Annotated in this window: 19 protein-coding genes and 2 tRNA genes; 7 read left to right on the top strand and 14 right to left on the bottom strand. The window is 71.7% G+C overall.

Going from position 1 to position 20368, the window contains the following annotated elements:
* Window positions 1-52: 52 nt before the first annotated feature.
* The 5 genes from ACGGZK_RS11805 to ACGGZK_RS11785 all read right to left on the bottom strand — a co-directional run bounded on the left by ACGGZK_RS11805 (window position 53) and on the right by ACGGZK_RS11785 (window position 5763).
* Window positions 53-760, bottom strand: a complete 708-nt coding sequence (locus tag ACGGZK_RS11805; RefSeq protein WP_395242850.1) for a hypothetical protein — start codon at window positions 758-760, stop codon at window positions 53-55.
* Window positions 757-2427 carry a serine/threonine-protein kinase gene (locus ACGGZK_RS11800; RefSeq protein ID WP_395242849.1) on the bottom strand — a complete coding sequence of 557 codons (1671 nt, stop codon included), beginning with the start codon at window positions 2425-2427 and terminating at the stop codon, window positions 757-759. The genes ACGGZK_RS11805 and ACGGZK_RS11800 overlap by 4 nt, the downstream gene beginning before the upstream one ends.
* Entirely contained in the window at window positions 2424-3740 is a 1317-nt protein-coding gene (locus tag ACGGZK_RS11795) for an FHA domain-containing protein (RefSeq protein WP_395242848.1), read from the bottom strand. Before ACGGZK_RS11795 ends, ACGGZK_RS11800 begins: the two co-directional genes overlap by 4 nt.
* Window positions 3737-4621, bottom strand: coding sequence for a PP2C family protein-serine/threonine phosphatase (locus ACGGZK_RS11790; RefSeq protein WP_395242847.1), 885 nt, complete (start codon window positions 4619-4621; stop codon window positions 3737-3739). Before ACGGZK_RS11790 ends, ACGGZK_RS11795 begins: the two co-directional genes overlap by 4 nt.
* A 104-nt stretch (window positions 4622-4725) precedes the next feature.
* Complete coding sequence (locus ACGGZK_RS11785) at window positions 4726-5763, bottom strand: TerC family protein (protein WP_395242846.1); 1038 nt, start codon at window positions 5761-5763, stop codon at window positions 4726-4728.
* Window positions 5764-5978: 215 nt separating this feature from the next.
* On the opposite strand from ACGGZK_RS11785, the gene ACGGZK_RS11780 reads away from it, so the two are divergent.
* Window positions 5979-6695 (top strand): TIGR00645 family protein, encoded by a 717-nt coding sequence (locus ACGGZK_RS11780; RefSeq protein WP_395242845.1) that lies wholly within the window; start codon window positions 5979-5981, stop codon window positions 6693-6695.
* Window positions 6696-6871: 176 nt separating this feature from the next.
* On the opposite strand, the gene ACGGZK_RS11775 is transcribed toward ACGGZK_RS11780, so the two are convergent.
* Both ACGGZK_RS11775 and ACGGZK_RS11770 read right to left on the bottom strand, forming a co-directional pair.
* A tRNA-Glu gene (locus ACGGZK_RS11775) sits at window positions 6872-6947 on the bottom strand.
* 102 nt (window positions 6948-7049) lie between these two features.
* A complete protein-coding gene (locus ACGGZK_RS11770) occupies window positions 7050-7952 on the bottom strand; it encodes a diacylglycerol/lipid kinase family protein (protein WP_395242844.1) in 903 nt (300 codons plus the stop codon).
* Window positions 7953-8034: 82 nt separating this feature from the next.
* On the opposite strand from ACGGZK_RS11770, the gene ACGGZK_RS11765 reads away from it, so the two are divergent.
* The gene (locus ACGGZK_RS11765; protein ID WP_395242843.1) at window positions 8035-8676 is read left to right on the top strand and encodes an MBL fold metallo-hydrolase; all 642 of its coding nucleotides are present in this window, start codon (window positions 8035-8037) and stop codon (window positions 8674-8676) included.
* Window positions 8677-8688: 12 nt separating this feature from the next.
* Here ACGGZK_RS11765 and ACGGZK_RS11760 read toward each other — a convergent pair whose 3' ends face one another.
* Window positions 8689-11142, bottom strand: coding sequence for a transglycosylase domain-containing protein (locus ACGGZK_RS11760; protein WP_395242842.1), 2454 nt, complete (start codon window positions 11140-11142; stop codon window positions 8689-8691).
* A gap of 155 nt (window positions 11143-11297) precedes the next feature.
* Between ACGGZK_RS11760 and ACGGZK_RS11755 the strand changes: the two genes are divergently transcribed.
* The gene (locus ACGGZK_RS11755) at window positions 11298-11837 is read left to right on the top strand and encodes a hypothetical protein (RefSeq protein WP_395242841.1); all 540 of its coding nucleotides are present in this window, start codon (window positions 11298-11300) and stop codon (window positions 11835-11837) included.
* A 46-nt stretch (window positions 11838-11883) separates the two neighbouring features.
* On the opposite strand, the gene ACGGZK_RS11750 is transcribed toward ACGGZK_RS11755, so the two are convergent.
* Together ACGGZK_RS11750 and ACGGZK_RS11745 are read right to left on the bottom strand one after the other, a co-directional pair.
* The gene (locus tag ACGGZK_RS11750) at window positions 11884-12396 is read right to left on the bottom strand and encodes a nucleoside deaminase (protein WP_395242840.1); all 513 of its coding nucleotides are present in this window, start codon (window positions 12394-12396) and stop codon (window positions 11884-11886) included.
* A gap of 4 nt (window positions 12397-12400) precedes the next feature.
* Entirely contained in the window at window positions 12401-12910 is a 510-nt protein-coding gene (locus ACGGZK_RS11745) for a MarR family winged helix-turn-helix transcriptional regulator (RefSeq protein WP_395242839.1), read from the bottom strand.
* Between the two features lie 134 nt (window positions 12911-13044).
* Between ACGGZK_RS11745 and ACGGZK_RS11740 the strand changes: the two genes are divergently transcribed.
* Window positions 13045-13695: a nitroreductase family protein gene (locus ACGGZK_RS11740; RefSeq protein ID WP_395242838.1), complete on the top strand. Its 651-nt coding sequence runs from the start codon at window positions 13045-13047 to the stop codon at window positions 13693-13695.
* 33 nt (window positions 13696-13728) lie between these two features.
* On the opposite strand, the gene ACGGZK_RS11735 is transcribed toward ACGGZK_RS11740, so the two are convergent.
* Window positions 13729-14436 (bottom strand): uracil-DNA glycosylase, encoded by a 708-nt coding sequence (locus tag ACGGZK_RS11735; RefSeq protein ID WP_395242837.1) that lies wholly within the window; start codon window positions 14434-14436, stop codon window positions 13729-13731.
* A 39-nt stretch (window positions 14437-14475) separates the two neighbouring features.
* Here ACGGZK_RS11735 and ACGGZK_RS11730 point away from each other — a divergent pair, with 39 nt between their 5' ends.
* On the top strand, window positions 14476-14772 hold the full coding sequence (locus ACGGZK_RS11730) for a DUF2277 domain-containing protein (RefSeq protein ID WP_395242836.1): 297 nt from the start codon (window positions 14476-14478) through the stop codon (window positions 14770-14772).
* Window positions 14773-14845: 73 nt separating this feature from the next.
* Here ACGGZK_RS11730 and ACGGZK_RS11725 read toward each other — a convergent pair whose 3' ends face one another.
* Window positions 14846-15277, bottom strand: coding sequence for a hypothetical protein (locus ACGGZK_RS11725; RefSeq protein ID WP_395242835.1), 432 nt, complete (start codon window positions 15275-15277; stop codon window positions 14846-14848).
* A 169-nt stretch (window positions 15278-15446) separates the two neighbouring features.
* On the opposite strand from ACGGZK_RS11725, the gene ACGGZK_RS11720 reads away from it, so the two are divergent.
* Both ACGGZK_RS11720 and ACGGZK_RS11715 read left to right on the top strand, forming a co-directional pair.
* Window positions 15447-16427 (top strand): NAD(P)-dependent alcohol dehydrogenase, encoded by a 981-nt coding sequence (locus ACGGZK_RS11720; RefSeq protein WP_395242834.1) that lies wholly within the window; start codon window positions 15447-15449, stop codon window positions 16425-16427.
* A gap of 279 nt (window positions 16428-16706) precedes the next feature.
* On the top strand, window positions 16707-17363 hold the full coding sequence (locus ACGGZK_RS11715; RefSeq protein ID WP_395242833.1) for a hypothetical protein: 657 nt from the start codon (window positions 16707-16709) through the stop codon (window positions 17361-17363).
* Between the two features lie 147 nt (window positions 17364-17510).
* On the opposite strand, the gene ACGGZK_RS11710 is transcribed toward ACGGZK_RS11715, so the two are convergent.
* Complete coding sequence (locus ACGGZK_RS11710; protein WP_395242832.1) at window positions 17511-20060, bottom strand: DUF4062 domain-containing protein; 2550 nt, start codon at window positions 20058-20060, stop codon at window positions 17511-17513.
* A gap of 149 nt (window positions 20061-20209) precedes the next feature.
* Window positions 20210-20281 (bottom strand) — tRNA-Gln (locus tag ACGGZK_RS11705).
* Window positions 20282-20368 lie beyond the last annotated feature (87 nt).

Below are 20368 nucleotides of genomic sequence, written 5' to 3'. Positions count from 1 at the left end.
CCTAACATGATGCGCAAGACCCCAGAAACGGGGAGTACTCCCCATGTCGGAATCAGGCGGGTGCTGCACCGGCCGCCGCGGCATCGAGCAGCGGCAGGTCCTCCGGCCCCACGAGCCGGGTCGCGACCGCGTACTCGACGAGCCGCGCGCGGCGGTTCGTCGCGAGCCTGCCGCGGCCGCCGCGGAGCCCGTGCACCCCGATCTTGTCGAGCTTCTCGCACACGTTGTCGAGCTTGCGGTTGAACGTCGTCATGCTCCAGCCGAGGCGCTCGGCGGCCTCCGCCGACGACGGCACGGTCCCGCGCCCGGCGGCGGGGTCGGCGAGCACCCGCTCGGAGAGGGCGAGCACCAGCAGCCGCTGGCTCGCGGTGAGCGCGACCGGCATCATCGTGGTGCCGCTCGTGGTCGTCTGCGCGGTGAGCGAGGTGTTGTAGACGTCGTCCTGCGCGTGGATCGTCAGGTCGTAGGTCGTCGGCCCCGCGCTGAACAGCACGTGCATCGTGCGGAACACGATCGGCAGTCGTGCGCCGGGCGCGAGCCAGGCCTGCACGCTGCCCGTGGCATCCGACACCGTGGCCGACAGGAGCTGGCCGACGTTCGCGATCCACCAGAGCCCGTGATCGGCCACCAGCGTGAGGAAGACGCGGTGCAGGTACGGGTTGTCGTCGACGACCAGGTCGGCCTCCCGACCGATCCGGAACGGCGTCTCGGGCGCGACGTCGAAGAACTCGCCGCAGAATTCGACGCGGAGGGGGTTCACGGCGTGCACCCGCGCGTCGGCTCCGACAACTTGCTGCCGCGCTGCACGCTGACGTCGATGCAGAGCACCTGGCCGGGCGCCAGGCCCTCGACGACGATCTCGGGACCGTCGGCGACCTGCACGTCGCCGACGCCGTCGGCCCGCTCCCAGCGGTAGCGGTCGCCGTCCTCGGCGCCCTCGTGCGAGACCGCGAACGTCGCCGTCGTGCCGTCGGCCGAGACGACGCCGGGTGCCACGACGGGCGCGGGCACGGTGGCGCCCACGACGGCGTCCTCCCCCGTCTCCGCGGTCGGCGAGGGCGCGGCGGGCTCGCCGAGTGAGGTGTTCATCGAGACCACGACCCCGACCGTCACCGCGGCGGCGACCAGGAGCCCCGCGACGACGCCGACCACGAGGCCCGTGCGCGAGCGCCGCGCGACCGGCTCGGGCGGCGCGGTCTTCGTGCGCACGACCGTCTCCTCGACGAACCTCGACGGCGCGTTCGCGACGGTGGCCGCCGGGGCGACGGGTGCGGCCGAGCCCGGCCGGCGCACGACCGTGCGGTCGTCGACGGCCGGCGAGGGCTGCGGGTCGATCACGGCGGGCGCGCGCATCCGCGTCGCCTCCGCGCCGGGCTGGGCCACGACCTGCTGCACGACGCGGGCGCGGGTCTCCTCGGCCGAGTCCTGGCCGTCGGACCCTCCGACGTCGTCCGGCCCGGCCGGCGCGCCGGACGCCGCCCGCGCGGCCTCCCGCTCGGCGACGACGCTCGGCACCTCGATCGACGTGGGCGAGTAGCCGAGCTCGAGCTCGATGCGCTGGAGCGCCCGCGCGAACTCGACCGCGCTCTGGTGCCGGTCCTCCCGCCGCACCGACATGCTGCGGCGGAGCACGTCCTCGAGGCTGCGCGGCACGTCGGTGCGGCCGATCGGCGTGATCGCGCCGCGCTCGATGCGACCCATGAGGTCGAGCGTGCCGTTCGACCGCCCCGGGATCTCGTACGGCGAGCGCCCCGCGAGCAGGCTGTGCACGGTGGCCGCCAGTGCGAACACGTCGCTGCGGGTGTCGGGCCGCAGTTCGTCGTCGAAGAGCTCGGGCGGCGACCACGGCACGCTCAGGCCGACCGCGGTCTGCCCCGTGCCGGTCCCGTCCGCGCCGCCGCGCGAGATCGTCATCGTGTGCACCGGCACCTCGCCCTCGAGCGTCGACGAGATGCCGAAGTCGGTGAGCGCGGGCCATCCGTAGTCGTTGGTGAGGACGTTCGCCGGCTTGATGTCCCGGTGCAGGATGCCGGCCGCATGCGCCGTCGCGACGGCGCTCGCGAGGCGCACGCCCGTGCGCAGCGCCTCCTCGACGCCGAACGGCGCGCGCTTCAGCCGGGTCGCGAGGCTCGGCCCCGAGCAGTACTCCATCACGAAGTAGGGGCGGCCGTCGGCGGCGACGTCGGCGTGGAAGATCGTGACGATGTACGGATGCGCCGACAGCTGCGCCATGAGGTTCGCCTCGGCGACGAACTGCGAGCGGGTGTCGCGCGCCAGGTCGTCGGCGTGCAGCACCTTCACCGCGACCCTGCGGCGCGGGAGGCGCTGCTCGTAGAGGAACACGTCGGCGAACCCGCCCGAACCGAGGTGCTCGACGTAGCGGTAGCCGGGGAGCTCGGGCGCGTCGGCGGCGACGGGCGGCGTCACGCCTTCACCACCGCGATCACGCAGCCGCCGCCGAGGTCGACGACCGTTCCGACGAGCACCGGGGTGGGCTCGCCGGCGCGCAGCTTCACCGGCGCGCGGCCGGGCTGCACGACCTGCGTGCCGTTCCGCGAGTGCAGGTCGGTCACCACGATGGTGCCGCCCTCGAGGCCGATGCGCACGTGGCTCCTGGAGATGTCGGGGTCGCCGCCGCCGACCGTCAGCAGGCGCGGCAGGCGGGTGCCGGCGGTCCGGCCGATGCTCGGCGACCGGCCGAGCACGAACTCACCGGCGAGGGCCTCCTCGGTGCCGTCGGGCAGCCGCAGGCGCACCTCGCGGGAGATGGCCGGGGTCGCGGGAGGCGCGGCCGGCGGCACGGGCGCCGACCCGGCTGCCCCCGCCACGGCGTGCGCCTCGCGGCGCAGCCGCTGCAGGTCCTCGACGACGATCGTGCGCCCGTCGTGGTCGCCGATGAGTCCGGCGCCGGCGGCCGCGGGCGACGTCGCCGCGCGCGGCGGCCGCTCGACGACGATGGTGCGGTCCTCGACGTCGTCGACGGCGGATGCCCCGCCGGCGACGGAGACGTGGCCGGATGCCCCCCGCTCGACGAGGATCGTGTCGTCGGGCACCATCGTCGACTCGGGGAGGATCGTCTGCTCGGCAACGACCGTCTGCTCGGCAACAATCGTCTGCTCGGCAACAATCGTCTGCTCGGCAACGACCGTCTGCTCGGCGGCGGTCGGCACCTCGGGGACGTCCGGCGCGGGCTCGGGATCGGGTTCGACCGGTCGCACCGGCTCGACCGGCTGCGCCGGCTCGACGTCGGCCGCAGGCGCCGCGACCGCGCCGGTCGCCTCCACGCCGCGGGCCTCGGCGTCGCCCCGACCCTCCGGTGCGCCGACGGCCACCACCGAAGCGGGCACGACGCCGTCGACGATCGGCCAGCCGCGGTCGCCCGCGACCGGGTTCGCGAACGGCGCGAGCACCTCGAACGCGTCCACTCCGGGGAACGACCGCTCGACCCAGGTCGAGACCTCCGCGCCGGTCACGGCCTCGCCGGCGACGCGTACGCGGAAGCCGCCGCGCACGACGACGCGGAGCGCGCCCCGGGCCGGCACCGCGAGGGCGAACGGCGACAGGTCGGCGAGCCCGCCCCTCGTCAGCGTGCCGAGCACCGCGCCGGTCGGCTCCGGGGCGCCGAGGGCGGCCCAGAGGTCGTCGGCCGTGTCGGCCTCGGGCGTCGGCAGCAGGAGCACCGCTCCCCCGCGCACGAGCGCGACCCAGCGGCGCTGCACGTCGATCGCGTACCTGGTCACCGTGCGTCCCCGCTCCGCGGCCGGGTGTCCTCGGCCGGATCGTCGTGGTCTCCTCGACCCGGGTCGCGGGTGGTGCCGTCGAGGTGCCCGGCGGCACCCGCCGCCGACTCCACGACGACCGCGGTCGCGTTGTCGCGGCCGCCGCCGTCGACCGCGAGGCGCACCAGCTCCCCGGCCACGCCCTCGACGTCGTCGACGTCGCCGCCGTGGGCGGCCAGCACGCCGGCGATCGACGCCACGTCGACCTCCTTGGTGATGCCGTCGCTGCAGATGAGGAAGGTCTGTCGGCCCGACGTGGGCAGCAGCCAGACGTCGGGGTCGACGAAGTCGTCGGCGCCCAGGGCGCGCGTGATCACGTTGCGGTCGGGGTGCGTCTCGGCGTCGGCGGCGTCGATCACGCCCGCGTCGACGAGCTCCTGCACGGCGGAGTGGTCGACGCTCACCTGCTCGAGGCGGCGGCCGTCCCAGTGGTAGACCCGCGAGTCGCCGACGTTGAAGGCCATCCAGTGCAGTGCGCCCTCGCCCGAGTCGACGAGCGCCACGCCGGCGAGCGTCGTGCCGGCGACCGCCGTGCCCTCCTCGCCCTCGGCGCTGAGCGCCCGGACCGCGGCGTTCGCGGTGTGGATCGCGTCGAGCACCTGCTCGGGCGTCGCCGGCCCGCCGGAGGAGAGGTGGCGCCGGAAGGTCTCGACGACCGTGCGGCTCGCGGCGTCGCCGCGCGCGTGCCCGCCCATGCCGTCGGCGACGAGGAACACCGGGAGCTCGGCGAGGTACGAGTCCTCGTTCACGCTCCGTACGCGGCCGACGTCGGTCGACGCGCTGTGGGTGATGACGATCGCCGCACCATCCGATGCAGCGACCTCGTCGTGGTCAATCGACACGTCCCACCTCATGCCTCCGTCTTCGGCCGATACGCACCGGCGCACCGGTCGGCCTCCACCCTACCGATTCGGTGGAGGCCGGCCCGCGCACGGGGCGCTCTGCGTCAGCCCTCGCGGTGCGGCGCGTCCTCGGTGAAGTGGGGCACCTCGTCCATCAGCTTGTGGCCGCGCTGCTTCGCGTCGTGGCGGGCCTTGATGAGGCTCGCGATCGTCGCGACGGCCATGGCGCCGAGGATGACGCCCAGCGACATCCAGGTCGAGATCTCGGGAGCCCACTCGATGTGCTCGCCGCCGTTGATGAACGGCAGCTCGTTGACGTGCATGGCGTGGAAGACGAGCTTCACGCCGATGAAGGCGAGGATGAACGCGATGCCGTACTTGAGGTACTCGAGGCGCTCGAGCAGGCCGCCGAGGAGGAAGTAGAGCTGGCGCAGGCCCATCAGCGCGAACACGTTCGCGGTGAACACGATGAACGGGCTCTGCGTGATCCCGAAGATCGCGGGGATCGAGTCGAGCGCGAAGAGCAGGTCGGTGGTGCCGATCGCCACGAACACGATGAGCATCGGCGTGAAGAACTTCTTGCCGTCGATCGTGGTGCGCACCTTGACGCCGTCGTACTCGTCGGTGAGGTTCACGCGCTTGCGGAGCATCCGCACCACGAACGTCTCGCTGTCGTCGTCCTCGTGGTCGCCGCGCACCTGCTGGATCGCCGTCCAGACGAGCCAGGCGCCGAAGATGTAGAAGATCCAGCTGAAGTTCTCGATGAGCGAGGCGCCGAGCAGGATGAACACGCCGCGGAGCACGAGCGCGATGATGATGCCCACCATCAGCACCTCCTGCTGCAGCTTCCTGGGCACCGCGAACCTCGCCATGATGATGACGAAGACGAAGAGGTTGTCGATCGACAGGCTGTACTCGGTCAGCCAGCCGGCGAGGAACTGCCCGGCATGCTCCGCATCGCCGAGCACGTACATGAGCCCCGCGAAGATGAGGGCGAGCACGACGTAGAAGACAACCCACAGGGTCGACTCCTTGAACGACGGCACGTGCGGGCGCTTCAGCACGAGGAGCAGGTCGCCGATGAGGATGAGCGTGAGGACGACGAGGGATCCGACTTCGAACCAGAGCGGCAGCTGGAGCACGGGCGACCTTTCGGGGATGTGTGTGGGTACGGCAAGGACCCGAAAGTCTCTCCCTGCCGCGCATTGCATGCGCCGCCACGCCCGGAGCGTCGACGTTGTCGCTCGTACTGACGATCGTGGCCGGAGCTGGCGCCCCGCGGGATACTCCCCTTCGCTTCGGAGGAGTCTATCGGATGGGCCGCCCTAGGCTGGAAGCCCGCACGAGAAGGAGAACCGTGAGCGCCCCTACGACGCCCCAGTCCCCCGTTTCCCCGTCCGCCCCGCCGTACCGCACCGCGCCCTGGGGGCGCGCGATCGGCGGCCTGATCTTCACGAGCCGGTGGCTGCAGGCGCCGCTCTACCTCGGCCTCATCGCCGCCCAGGCGATCTACGTCGTCGTGTTCATGATCGAGTTGTGGCACCTCGCGGAGGAGGTCCTGCACGATCCGACCCACCTCGACGAGGCGACGATCATGCTCGCCGTCCTCGGCCTCATCGACGTCGTCATGATCGCGAACCTGCTCATCATGGTCATCATCGGCGGCTACGAGACCTTCGTCTCGCGCATCGGCGTCGACGGGCATCCCGACCAGCCCGAGTGGCTGTCGCACGTGAACGCGAACGTGCTCAAGGTGAAGCTCGCGATGGCGATCATCGGCATCTCGTCGATCCACCTGCTGAAGACGTTCATCGAGGTCGGCGGCATGACCGACTCGGGCGTCATCGACGGCGACGAGAAGTACACGTCGACCGGCGTGATGTGGCAGGTCATCATCCACTCGGTGTTCATCGTGAGCGCGCTCGCGCTCGCGCTCATCGACCGGATGTCGTACCACCGCGTGCACCCGCACGAGATCCACGACGGCATCCCGGTGGCGTACCCCGACGCCCGACCGGGGCTCGACCACCACGAGCCGGCGGAGCCGGTGCTCACCGGGCCGCCACGGCACTGACCGTCCGGCACGGGCCCGGCGCGAGGCATCCGCCCGCGTCGGGCCCGTGCCGTCTCGGCGACACGTCGTCAGGGGGTGCCGCGATGGAGGCTCGGTTCGGATGCCGCGATCGCGATGCACACCCCCGGAAACGACGAATGCCCCTGCATTCGCAGGGGCATTCGCCGTGTTGCCAGTGGTGACCCCAGCGGGATTTGAACCCGCGCTACCGCCGTGAGAGGGCGGCGTCCTAGGCCGCTAAACGATGGGGCCGTGTGGGGGAACTCTGTGTCTTCGTTTCCGTTCCCGTTTCGGCAACTTGAAGAGTATGACACACGTTCCGGGACGATTCCAAATCGAGGCCGGATGGCTCGCTCAGGCCCAGATCCGGAGGGCTCCGGGGACCACCTCGACCTCCACCGGGAGCTCGCCGAGCCGCTCGCCGTCGGCGTACGCGACGGCCCGGTCGGACTCCAGCCGGACGCGCTTCGCGGTCGCGAACTCGACCGCGGGGTGGTCGACGTGCGTGCCGGCGAAGACCTTCGGGAAGACGGCCAGCAGCCGCGCCCGGCTGATCGGATGCACGATGAACACGTCGAGCAGCCCGTCGGCGAGGTCCGCGTGCGGCACGATCCGCATGCCGCCGCCGAGCGACGGGTTGTTCGCGACCGACACGAGCATCGCCTTCTGCTCCCGCCGCACCCCGTCGATCGTGATCACGTACGACCTCGGCCGGAACGTCATCAGCTCGCGCACCAGGGCCAGGGTGTACCGGCTCGGGCCCCGCGGCCGGGTCATCCGGTTCGCGCGCTCGTTCACCACCGCGTCGAAGCCGGCCGACAGGATGCACGCGAACCAGGTGGCGTGCTCGCCGTGACGCGCGAGCGCCGCGTCGATCGCGCGCGGTTCGCGCTCGAGCGCGGCGAGGAGCGCGTCGGTCGCCGCGGCGGGATCCTCGTACGGCAGGCCGAGCCCGCGGGCGAGGTCGTTGCCGGTGCCCGCGGCCACGATGCCGAGCGGCACCCCGGTGCCGGCGACGAGGTTCGCGCCGAGCGACACCATGCCGTCGCCGCCGACCACGACGACCCCGTCGCACCCCTGCGCGAACGCCGACTCCGCCTCGCGTCGCAGCAGCTCGAAGTTGGCCTCGCGCAGCATCACGACGTCGTGGCCGGCGCCGGCGAGCCGTTCGACGACGGCCGGACCGACGGCACGGTTGCGGCCGAACGAGGCCAGCGGGTTGACGGCGACGAGGAGCCGCCTCGGTGCAGGGATCACACGGAGATCATCGCAGCCCGACGCCGCCGATCCGGACGCCGCGGCGGTTGCGTGGCGCGTCGGCCCGGTGTTGGCTCGGACCATGCGCATCACCAAGCACGAGCACGCCGCCCTCGAGGTCGTCGACGACGACGCCACGCTGATCATCGACCCCGGCAAGTTCACGCCGCTGTTCGACGACGCGACCGGCGTGGCGGCCGTCGTCGTCACGCACGAGCACGACGACCACTGGACGCCCGAGCAGCTGGACGGCATCCGGGCGAAGAGCCCCCACGTACGCATCCTCGGGCCGGACGGCGTCGTGCGCGCCGCGGCCGCGGCCGGGATCGAGGTCGAGCGAGTGGCACCCGGCGACGCCGTGGAGGTCGGGCCGTTCCGGCTGCGGTTCTTCGGCGGGAAGCACGCCGTGATCCACGAGTCGCTGCCGGTGATCGACAACGTGGGCGTCCTCGTGAACGACGCCCTGTACTACGCGGGCGACTCCTTCGTCGAACCGGGCGTCCCGGTCGAGGTGCTCGCCGCGCCCGCGAACGCGCCGTGGATGAAGGTCAGCGAGGTCATGGACTACGTGGTCGCCGTCGCACCCCGCCAGGCGTTCGGCACGCACGAGATGCTGCTGTCGCCTCCCGGGAAGGCGCTGGCGAACGCCCGGCTCACGTGGGCGACCGAACAGGGCGGCGGGACCTACTCCGCCCTCGAGCCCGGGGACGCGATCGAGGCCTGAGGCCGAGGCGGATCAGCCGCCGCGACCGCCTGGGCCGCCACCGCCGCCGCCGCCGCGACCACCGCCGTCGCCCCCGCCATCGCCACGGCCCCCGCCGTCGCCGAAGCCGCCGCCCGGACCGCCGCCACCCCCGCCGTCGCCCGGCTCGCCGGAGAATCCGCCGTCGGTGTCCTCGGAGAACTCGGCCGGCGCGGCGGGAGTCTCCGTCGCGTCCGGCGCGGGCGCCGGCTGGCCGGGCTTGGCCACCACCGGGCCCGGGCCGAGCTCGCTGAATCCGCCGCCGCCGTACTTCGCGGCCGCGACCGACATCACGATCGGCCACATGCGGTGACGCGCCGTAGCGGCCTGGCCGCTCGCGAACGAGATGCCGCGCTGGTTCGCGTCACCCGTCACGCTGACCACGGCGGCGGCGGTCGCGACCCGCGTGCTGGCGCCCACCATCCAGGTGTCCTTGGCGCCGTCGGTCGTACCCGTCTTGCCGATCAACGGCACGTTGGGTTGGGTGCCCGAATTCGACAGCGAGCCGGTACCGCCCGTCATCACGCGCCGCAGCCCGTAGTACATGCCCTGCGCCACCTCCGGAGCGACCGCCTGCGTGCAGGTCGACTTCGGCGGCGGGATCTCCTCGCCGTCCCGGCCGACGATCCGGTCGATCGCGATCGGCGAGCACGACAGGCCCTGGTTGGCGATCCCGGCGAACGCGACCGCCATGCTGAGCGGCGCGACCTCGTTGATGCCGAGCACCGCCGACGGGAAGTGCACGAGCGGGTCGCCGTCGGCGCGGTGCACGCCGAACGCCTCCGCGGTGTTCGCGATCCCGCACTGGTCGAGCAGCTTCGCCATGCCGAGGAATCCGGTGTTGATGGAGCCGATGGTCGACTCGAGGGCGCTGTAGTTGGCGCCGGGCTCGTTCGCGTCGTTCTTCGGGTTCCAGCCCGGGTCGGCGATCTGGGTGCCGAGGCAGCTGTCGCGGAACGCGCCCCAGTTGCTCTTGCGCCGGGAGTCGACGCGCTCGCTGAGGCCGTGCCCCTCGGTGAGCCATTCGGCGAGGGTGAAGACCTTGTACGAGGAGCCGGGCTGGAAGCCCGTCGACCCGCCGTAGTCGTAGTCGGTGTTGTAGTTGATGCCGGTGTACTCGGGCCTGCCGGCCACGACCGCCGGATCCTGGCTGTAGTTCTTGTTCTGCGCCATCGCGAGGACCCGCCCGGTGCCGACCTCGACGCTCGAGATCACGCCGCCGACGTCCCAGCCCGGGTAGGTCTGCGGCACGTTCTCCGCGATCGCGCGTTCGGCGGCCGCCTGCAGGTCGGGGTCGAGCGTCGTGTAGATCTGGTAGCCGCCGCGCCGGAAGTTGAGGAACCGCTCGTCGGCGTCCTCGCCGAACGCCGGGTCGTTCTCGAGGATGTGCGTCACGTAGTCGCAGAAGTAGGCCGCGCCGTTGGCGGTCTGGCACCCGGTGCTGGGCTCGGTGATGGCCGGCTCGAGCGGCGAGGCGACCGCGGCGTCGTAGTCGGCCTGCGTCACCTTCCCCTCGTCGAGCATCTGCTTCAGGATGTAGTCGCGCCGGAGCTTCGAGTCGGCGTAGCCGTTCGCGACGCCGTTCGTCGCGCTGTCGGGCTGGTCGAGCCGGAACTTCTGCGGGTTGTTCACGATCGACATGAGTGCGGCGGCCTGCGCGAGCGTGAGGTTCGCGGCGCTCGTCGAGAAGTAGTAGTTCGCTGCGGCCTCGATGCCGTACACGGTGCCGCCGAACCCGGCGATGTTGAGGTAGCCGAGCAGGATCTCGTCCTTGCTGTAGCGCTTCTCCACCCCGATCGCGAGCCGCATCTCCTTGAGCTTGCGATCGATCGTGGTCTCGGTCGCCTGGTCGTAGCAGGCGTTCTTGGCTTCGTCGAGCTTCGCCCGGCGCTCCTCGGGCGTGAGCCCGTCGTCCTCCGACCCCCGCACGGACTGCTCGCCGGCCTCGCGCTCGCACTCCTGGACGCGCACGTTCTTGACGTACTGCTGGGCGATCGACGAGCCGCCCTGCGTGCCGCGCCCGGTCGCCGTCGTCAGGGCCGCGCGCACCGTGCCCTGGAGGTCGATGCCGCCGTGGCTGTAGAACCGCGGGTCCTCGCCGGCGACCGCGGCATCCTTCACGTACTGGCTGACCTGGTCCCAGCCGACCGGCACGCGGTTCTGGTCGTAGAACGACGCCAGGTGCACCGGGGTGCCGTCGCTGCGCATCGCGTAGATGTCGCTCTTCTCGGAGAGCTCCCCGATCCGGAGGTACCCCGGCAGGCTGTCGAACATGTCGATCGTGCCGGTCGCCGTCGCGCCGATCATCGCCAGCCCGGGCGTCGCACCGGTCACCACGAGCGCCGCCGCCGCGGCACTCGCGACGATCAGACCGAGGAATCCGCCGAGGACGCCCAGCGGCGTCCGTGTCTCGGCGAAGTCCCGGTTGCGCTTGTTGATCGGCGTCACCTTCACCCCCGTCGGTCGGCACCCGCCGGGTGCCCCTCGCGAGCCGGTAGGGCGACCCGCGTGCTCCAATCGAACCTCAGCGGCATCCGGATGTCCAGTAACGCCGCGCCGCGGGTCCGTTGAGGCGTCGCACGGCGCTGGTGTACCGTCCGAGCATGGTCGACGGCGAGGCATCCGAGCCCAACCGCGGCGAGCGCGCGCTCGCCGTTCCGAGCCGGTTCGTCGCCGAGCAGTGGCGCAGCGAGCACGCGGTCCACGGCGTCGTCCTGGTCAGCGCCCTGATCGCGGTCGGCTGGCAGTTCGACACGGACCTCGAGGTGCTCGGGTTCATCCTCGGCTCGGTCACCATCCTCTGGCTGACGCACGTGTACGCCGCCGTCGTCGCGAGCCGGCGCACGCCCGAGGGTCGGCGCATCCCGATCTGGCGGGCGATCGGCACCGCCGCGGCGCACACGTCGGGCCTGCTGCTCGCGATGTTGATCCCGTCGGCGTTCCTGCTGCTCGCGGTGTTCGGCTGGGTCGACGAGTACGTCGCGTACTACCTGGCGCTCTGGGTCGGCGTGGTGATCCTCGCGATCATCGGATGGATCAACTCGACGCGCAACGAGAGCCCGTGGTGGCTCCGGGTGCTGAGCTCGCTGATCACCGCGGCCTTCGGGCTCGGCGTGATCTGGCTGGGCACGCTCATCCACTGAGCCGGGCAGGGCCGCGGGCGCGGGGCCGGTCGCGGCTCTGCCCGGCTCAGGCGGCCGGGCCCCAGAACCCGTCGTGCACGGCGGATGCCCCGTCGGTGGTCGTGGGTCCGACGACCTCGACCGGGCGGCCCCCGCGCGCGAACACGTCGCGGCTCGGCAGGTCGAGCGTCGGCACGCCCTCCTGCTCGTCGACGATCGCCCGGAGGTCGGCTTCGGACAGCGCGAACACGACCCGCCCGATACCGCTCCAGTAGATCGCGCCCGCGCACATCGCGCAGGGCTCGGTGCTCGTGTAGAGCGTCGCCCCGGCGAGTTCGGCCGGGCTGAACGCGGCGGAGGCCGCGCGGACCACGTTGGTCTCGGCGTGGCCCGTCGGATCGCGGCGGGTGACGACCGAGTTGAGGCCCTCGGCCGAACGGCCGTCGGCGGTCACGACGACCGAGCCGAACGGGTGGTCGCCACGGGCGCGCGCGAGCCGGGCGAGCGCGATCGCACGCTCGAGGCCGTCCCGGTCGGCGGCGGCGAGGTCGTCGTGGTGCACGGTGGCGAGGTCGGTCATGAGGTCAGGCTACGGGCTGCGCGGATGCCCCGTCCCGCGCGGTGCCCGCGGCGGCGTTCGAGTCCTCGTCGAGGAGCGGGAGCAGCAGGTCGACGAGCCGGCGACGATCGTCGGGTCGGAGCGCACCGAAGATCGCATCGAGGAACGCCGGCACCGCGGCCTCGGCGACGGCGAGCCGGCGCCTGCCATCGTCGGTGAGGGTCACGGCGTAGGAACGGCGGTCGTTCGGGTTACGCACCCGCTCGACGGCGCCGAGGCCCTCCAACTCGTCGCAGACGCGGACCATGGCGCTCCGATCGATCCGCAACTCGCTGCCGAGCACCTGCTGCGAGCAGGGGCCCACGGCGTCGAGCATCTGCAGCACGAGGTGCGCGCCGACCCCGAGGCCCTGCTCGCGCGCCGCCGTCTCGGCCGAGCGGACGACGGCTGCCGCGGCGCGGCAGAGGGCGATGTCGGGTCGTTCGGCCGCGAGGCGCTCGAAGTACCCGTCGGCGGTGGGCGGATCCTTCGGCATCTCGGCTCCGTTCATGACGTTCCGTGGCATCCGTCGCGCTCGTGGTGCTTGACCGGCGGCGGCAGCGGCTGCTGAGATGCAATCGTCTCACGAGAGATCATCTCGTGCGTGATGATTTCGATGACGGAGCGACCATGACCCTGCCCCTCTCCCCCGACCAGCTCCTGTCGACGACGCGCGCCGTGCGCAAGCGACTCGACTTCAGCCGGCCCGTGCCGCGCGAGCTCATCGAGGAGTGCATCGACCTCGCCGTGCAGGCGCCGACCGGCCGGAATCGGCAGCGCTGGCACTTCCTCGTCGTCACCGAGCCCGAGCAGCGCGCGGCCGTCGCGACGCTGTTCCTGCGCGCGCTGGCTTCAGGCGGCGCCGGGCAGCCGCTCAGCGAGCGCGACCTCGAGCGGATGAACCACCACGCCGACTCCACCCGGCGGGTGTTCGACGGCGTGCAGCACCTCGCGGCGAACATCCACCGGGTGCCGGCGTTCGTCATCCCGGCGATCGAGGGACGCACCGACGAGGCACCCGTCACCGCCCAGGCCGGCACCTGGGGCTCGATCCTCCCAGCCACCTGGAGCTTCATGCTCGCCGCCCGCGCCCGCGGGCTCGGCACGGTCTGGACGACCGCGCAGGGCCCCGTCGAACGCGACCTCGCCGCCGTCCTCGGCGTGCCGCACGACGACGTCATGCTGGCCGCGTTCATCCCGCTCGCGTTCACCATCGGCACCGACTTCCGCCCCGCGCCGCGCATCCCGCGCGAGGAGGTGCTGCACTGGGATCGGTGGTGAGCGCGGAGTCGCGTCGTCGCCGACCTCAAGCGGTCACGGGGCCGATTCGAGGCCCGGTTCGAGGGGCGACTCAGGGAGCGTCTCGTCGAGCGTCGCAACGACGCGACGGAATGTCGCCTCCTGGTGCGCGACGCGACGGGCGCGCTCCGCGGGATCGGGCGTGAACAGCGCCTGCCGACCCGGATGGATCGTCGACAGGACCGACAGTTGCAGCTCGTCGGCGATGCCGGGCCGGAGCCGTTCCACCCGCCGCCACCCCGCCTCCGCGTCGCGGCCCTGCAGCAGTACGACGCGCAGGTCGGGCAGCAACCGCAGGAGTTCGACGAGCACCTCCGCCCCGGCCTGCGACTGCTCGGCGTTCGGTGCGGCGTTGATGTACCAGGGGTAGGCGTTCCATGGGAGTACCGAACGCGGATCGAGGCCGACCTCTGCGAACAGGATCGCCTGCCGCTCGGCGGTCGGGTCGTCGTTCTCGACGGCCACGAAACCGCTGCCCACATCGGACTGCGTAGCCGGCCCCGGGTCGCGCAGGATGCTGAGCACACGGGCGTCGACTCCGCCGTGCATCGGTGCGACGTACGGAACCCAGCCTCGCCCGTCGCGATCGCGGATCGCGTCCACGAACGCGTTGATCGGCGCGATGTGGGCGTCGGCGTGGACGCCGGCGAACTGATCGGCACGGAACCGTGGGTCCGTCATTCTGCGGGGCACGAGCGCGAGCGTAGCGGTCTGCACCGACACGTGCTGCCGCCGCCGGCCCGCGCGCGTATCCTTGCCCGCATGTGCCGGAACATCCGCGTCCTCCACAACTTCGAACCGCCCACCACCGACGACGAGGTGCGCGAGGCCGCACTGCAGTTCGTGCGGAAGGTCAGCGGATCGACGCATCCGTCACGAGCGAACAGCGAGGCGTTCGACCACGCGATCGACGAGATCGCCGTCGCCACCAGGCACCTGCTCGACGCGCTCGTCACCAACGCCCCGCCGCGGAATCGCGAACTCGAGGCGATCAAGGGCCGGCAGCGTCACGAGAAGCGGATGGAGCGCGAGGTGCGCATCCGGACCGCCTCGGCGTGAGCGCCGGCCGACCGGCGCAGGCCCCGCTCGGACCCCACGCCGGCCGCCCCGGCACGTCATCTCCTGCCGGCGATCACTGCCGCTGCCAGTGCGTCACCGCGGCGGATGCGAGCGCCGCAGCACGCTGGACGACGATCTTGGTGACGTTGCCTCCGACGCCGTAGACGCGGTCTCCCTGGTTGGCGGCGCTCCACACGAGACGGCCGGCATTGTCGTAGAACGACACGGAGTAGCGGTCGCTCGGCGCGGTCGGATGCGCCTTGGTCACCCAGATCCGCAGGTTGAAGTTGCCGTGCGGGTTCTTGTAGTAGAGCGTCGTCGACGTTGTGATGGAGTCCTGGCCGGAGGCCGACTCGGAGTAGGTGGCGGCCTGGGCCGTCGTGGGCGTCGCGAACAACAGCGCGAACGCCGCGAGGATGGCGACGACGAGGTTGCGCGTCTTGCTCGACCGCCGCTGCGACGGCTCGGTGGTCGCCGACGGCGACTGCTCGATCGTGGTGTTCATGGTGCTTCCTCCTTCAGGGCTGATACCGGTGGTGCTGGTGCGCCCCCACGGTATTGCTGAGAAAGCCTCGGAGAAATGGGTGTGTTCATCCATCCACGCGCGGCCGGAGGGGCCATGGACCGGTGCGTCCGCGCCCCATGCGGCGAGCGTCACGCGCCATCATGGACGCATGCGCGCGATCGTCCACGAACGGTACGGCCCGCCCGGCGTGCTGGAGCTGCGGGACGTGCCCACGCCGGTTCCGGGACCGGGCGAGGTGCTGGTCGAGGTGGTGGCGGCATCCGTCAACCTCTCCGACTGGGAGGCCCTGCGCGGTGACCCCGCATACGCTCGGATGGCGGGACCGATCCGCCCGAGCCGGGGGCGCCGCATTCTCGGCACCGATGTGGCGGGTCGTGTCGTGGCCGTCGGCCCGGGCGCGACTCGCTTCGCCGTCGGCGCCGCCGTGTTCGGCGACCTCATGCCGCGGTCTGGCGCCTTCGCGGAGTACGTCGCCACCCCCGAGACCCGACTCGCCCCGATGACGCCCGGGCTGTCCTTCGCCCAGGCGGCCGCGCTCCCGCAGGCGGCCGCGATCGCGGCGCACGCCGTCGCTCTCGCACACCCGGGCGAGCGGGTGTTGTTCAACGGCGCCGGCGGCGGCTCGGGCAGCCTCGCGGTGCAGCTCGCGGCAGCGAAGGGTGCGCGGGTGAGCGCGGTCGACAATGCCGGCAAGCTCGACTTCCTTCGACGGCTCGGGGCCGACGACGTCATCGACTACCGTCGCGACGACTTCACCCGGCGCGGCCCGTTCGACGTGGTCGTCGACATGATCGCGCACCGCTCGATCTTCGCGTACCGGCGCGCGCTCGCCCCGGGCGGGCGGTGCGTGGTCGTGGGCGGCACGACCCGTGCGGTGCTGCGGATGCTGACCGTCGGGCCGCTGCTCGGGCTCATGACGGGCGCGCGACTCGGCGTGCTGATCGTGCACCAGGGACCGGCGGCGTTCGCGCCCGTCGCCGAACAGGTCGCCCGCGGCGAGCTGACCGTCCCGATCGACGGCATCCATCCGCTCGATGCCCTGCCGGAGGCGCTCGCCCGGCACGGCGAGGGAAGAGCGCTGGGCAAGGTCGTGATCGCCGTGCGCGAGGACCCGGGCCGGGAGGGCTGATCGGGGTCGAACCGGAGTGAGCGGTTCGCCCTCGTAGCCCGGCAGCAAGGACGATCGGAATCGGATTCGATGACGCCGGGGCGACGGCTCGACCGGGTCTCCATACGGACGCGACATCGCCGCACGCTCACACCTGCGGGGTCTTTCGTCCCGATAGGGATTGCTTAGAGAATGCTTAGAAGCCGAATAAGGATCCCTCAGGTTCGTGATACGGTGCCCAGAGCGTCGCGCGCAGCGACGCACTGTTCAACGACGATCAGAAGGAAGAGATCCCCCATCGTGCGCAAGACCATCCTCGGGATCGCGGCGGCCGTCGCGATCACCGTCCCCCTCATCGCCGGAGGCGCCGCGAATGCGGCAGTCTCGTACGACACGGACTGCACGCCCGCCGCTGCCGGAGCCCCCTCCACGAAGACGCTGTACAAGTACTCGCCGGTCAAGCACAACGACGGCCCCACGCAGTGGGCCGACACGGATGCACCCGCCGGTACGCCCAAGACCTACGTGGTCAAGGGCAAGGACGTCGCGTACTTCCGCGACGGCACCAAGACGAGCACGGTGACCGTTCCCGGAACGGAAGCCGTCACGTGCGGCATCAAGCTCAGCAACTCCACCCCGGGCACGCGCATCCACCTGCCCGACACCTTCGACATCCCGCAGACCTGGGAGGGCACTCCCTGGTGGTCCACGCAGGTCCGGGTGACGGTGACCAACGACACCGCACAGGACTGGTACTTCGGCGTGCGGTACGCCGACGTCCAGGACGGCGACCGCGTCTGGGTCGAGCGGGCGATCATCACCGACGGACTCCCGGGCAACCTCGTCCCGGCCGGCGCCACCCAGACGCTGGTCTTCGACGTCTGGTACAACGTCATGTCGGAGTCGCCCGACGTTCCGGACGACCTGACGCTGGACTTCGGGTACGAGCTCCACTGACGTCGGCCACCCACTGCGGCAGCAGCCCGTCCCGCTCAGGCGGGACGGGCTGCGGTCGTCACGGGGTCCGGCCGCGATGCCGGGGCCGACATCGTGGCGCCGGGTATCGCTGGGAAGGCGTGGGGGGAATCGGCGTCCACGCTCGACTCAGGCGAGTGCGGCCTCGACGATCTCAGCGACGTCGGCGTCGCGCCCCACTCGTCGAGCCTCCTCGAACCGTGGCGCGTCGGGCCCGGCGAGCACGCGCTCGAGATACGGCTCGAAGAACGACAACGGAGATCGGCTGGGGAGGCCCTTGCGCTCGCGGATGTCCTCGGCGGCGCCGAGCATCCGCCCGGCGCGATCGACGTCGTCCGCGGCCGAGGCGATGGCGAACATGCCCTCGAGCGCGTCCGCGATCCCCTCGTCGTGCCCGATGGTGGAGGCGAGGAGCAGTTGCTCGCCGAAGCAGTCGCGGGCTTCGCGCCCCTCGCCCCCGACCAGCCGCGCCCAGCCGAGATGGCTCAGGCTGATCGCCTGTCCGAGCGCATCGCGGATACGGCGTGCCACCGAGAGCCCGCGTTCGAACTGCCGGATGGCGTCGTCAGTGCGGCCCTGCGCGAGCCAGAGACGACCGACCATGACCCCCACCACCGCGCTTCCGAAGTCCACGTCGAACCCCTCGGCCAACTCCAGCGCCCGTCGGGCATTCTGCTCGGAGGCCTCGATGTCGGACGGTGCCTGCGCGAACTGCGCGACGGCGAGCGACGCGCGGGCGAGCGCCTCGCCGCGGACATCCGCCGCACTGCTGAAGTAGGCGATGCAGCGTTCGATGCTGGGGATGAACGACTCGTCCGAGGTGCGCCAGTACCGGATCGCGTTGAGACAGTACTCGGCGGTCACCCGGGAGCGCTCGCTGAGCGCGACGCCGGGCTCGAGGAGCCGGGTCATCCAGATCCGGATCTCGCCGGCGCGACCGCCGCCCCACCAGAACGAGTAGAGCGGCCAGGCCAACTCGGCGACCGCGTCGAAGCGACCGGTCGCGAGCAGGTGGTCCGCGGCCGCGCGCAACTCGTCCTGCTCGTCGAGCAGCCGCGTCACGCGCTCGACCTGCCCCTGCCACGTCGAGGACGAGCCGGCCGCGACGGAGAGGCCGACGAAGAAGTCGGCGTGCCAGTCCTGCGACTCTGCGAGCAGTCCGCGCTCGGCGAGACGGTCGCGGCAGTACTCGCGCACGGTCGCGAGCATCGTGAACCAGGGGCGGGATCCTCGGTCCTGCTCGCGCACGAGGCTGCTCTCGACGAGCGCACTGAGCGCCGCCATGGCATCCGTGCCGTCGAGCCGCCCGGACATGAACTCGACGGCATCCAGCGCGAAACCCGAGCGGAAGACCCCCGAGCGAATCAGCAATTCGCGCTCGGCTTCCGACAATCGCTGGGCGCTCCACTCGATCGTCGCCTGCAGCGTTCGCTGACGCTCGGGGAGGTCGCGCGCCCCACCGACGAGCAACGGCAGCGCGTGGTCGAGCCGTTCGATGAGTGCGCCCGGCGTCAGCACACGCAGTCGCGCCGCCGCCAGCTCGAGCGCGAGCGGGACGTTGTCGAGCGCTTCGCAGATGGCGACGACCTGGGCGATGTTGTCGTCGGTGAGCTCGAAATCGGGCTTCACCGCTCGTGCACGTTCCGCGAAGAGCTCCGCGGCATCCGTCGAGGGCAGCGGGTCGAGCGCGACGCTCTGCTCGCCCCGCACGCGCAACAGGATCCGGCTGGTGCCGAGCACGGCGGTCGATGACGCGCCGAGTACCGCGACCAGCTCGGGAGCGGCATCGACCACCTGCTCGATGTTGTCGAGCACGAGCAGGAGGTCACGCCGGCCGAGCGCCGCGACGAGCTTCTCGGACAGCGGTCGGTCGCCGTGGTCGCGGATCCCGAGCGCGTCGGCGATCGCCGGGATCACGAGCCCGGAATCCAGCACGGGCGCGAGGTCGACGAAGACGACCCCGTCGGGGAACGCCGCCTCCACCTCCCGTGCCGCAGCGACCGCGAGTCGGCTCTTGCCGATCCCGCCCGGGCCGGTGATCGTCACGAGCCGCTGCCGCTCCTCGACCAGCATCCGCGTGACGGTGGCGAGTTCGCGCTCGCGGCCGACGAGCCTGGTCAGCGGCGCCGGCGGCCGCACCGCCTCGGTCGAGAACGCCTCTGCGGCGGGTTCGCCGAGCAGGGGCGCATGTCGACCGCCGGCTGCATCGAAGCGCTCGGCGAGCAGCGTCGCGAGGTCGGCGGTCACGAGGTCGGCGAGCGCCGCGGCGTCGGTGAACGCGACATAGGATGCCCCGTCCTCATCGCGGATGCGAGCCAGGAGCTCGTCGAGGCGCTCCTGCCGATGGTCGCTCGGCTTGATGTAGATGAGCTTGGGGATCTCGGGCGCGAGATTCCACTCGTCCTCCAGACCCGAGACCGCTTCGCCCGGGGCGATCCATCCGTACTGCTCCCAGTACAGTCCGACGAAGATGTCGCTCTGGTCGAGGTAGGCACGGTAGAGCTCGCGCGGGGGATGCGGCCTGGCGCCGAGTTCGAACATCACCGGAGCGAGGGCGAGCCGCTCGATCGCGGCGCGCGCCGCACGCCGTTCAGGCGCCAGTTCCTTCAGTGTCGAACTCACGAAGACGCGCAGGCGCTGGTCGGGCGTCCGGATGCCACCGGCGGCCACCGTGTGCATGGGTCACAGTCTGGCCGTGGCCCACCCGGGCGTCCAGCGCTCCCGTCGCCGCACTCCGGTCCGGATCGGAACGCGATATCGGCACGCCGACGTGTCGCAACATCCGCCGGAAACCAGAAAACCCCCGGCGAACCGGGGGTTTTTCAAAGCTGGGGTACCTGGACTCGAACCAAGAACAACTGAACCAGAATCAGCCGTGTTGCCAATTACACCATACCCCAATGGCCTGAAACCGCGTCCCGGGCCGAGAAGTAACTCTAGCCCACGTTTCGGCGGAGGCCAAACTGAGCGAGCCTCGGGCCGCGCGA

It is taken from the genome of Agromyces sp. MMS24-K17, from assembly GCF_043950245.1.
In the GTDB taxonomy this organism is placed as follows: domain Bacteria; phylum Actinomycetota; class Actinomycetes; order Actinomycetales; family Microbacteriaceae; genus Agromyces.
This window is presented reverse-complemented; position numbering and strand designations above follow the sequence as displayed.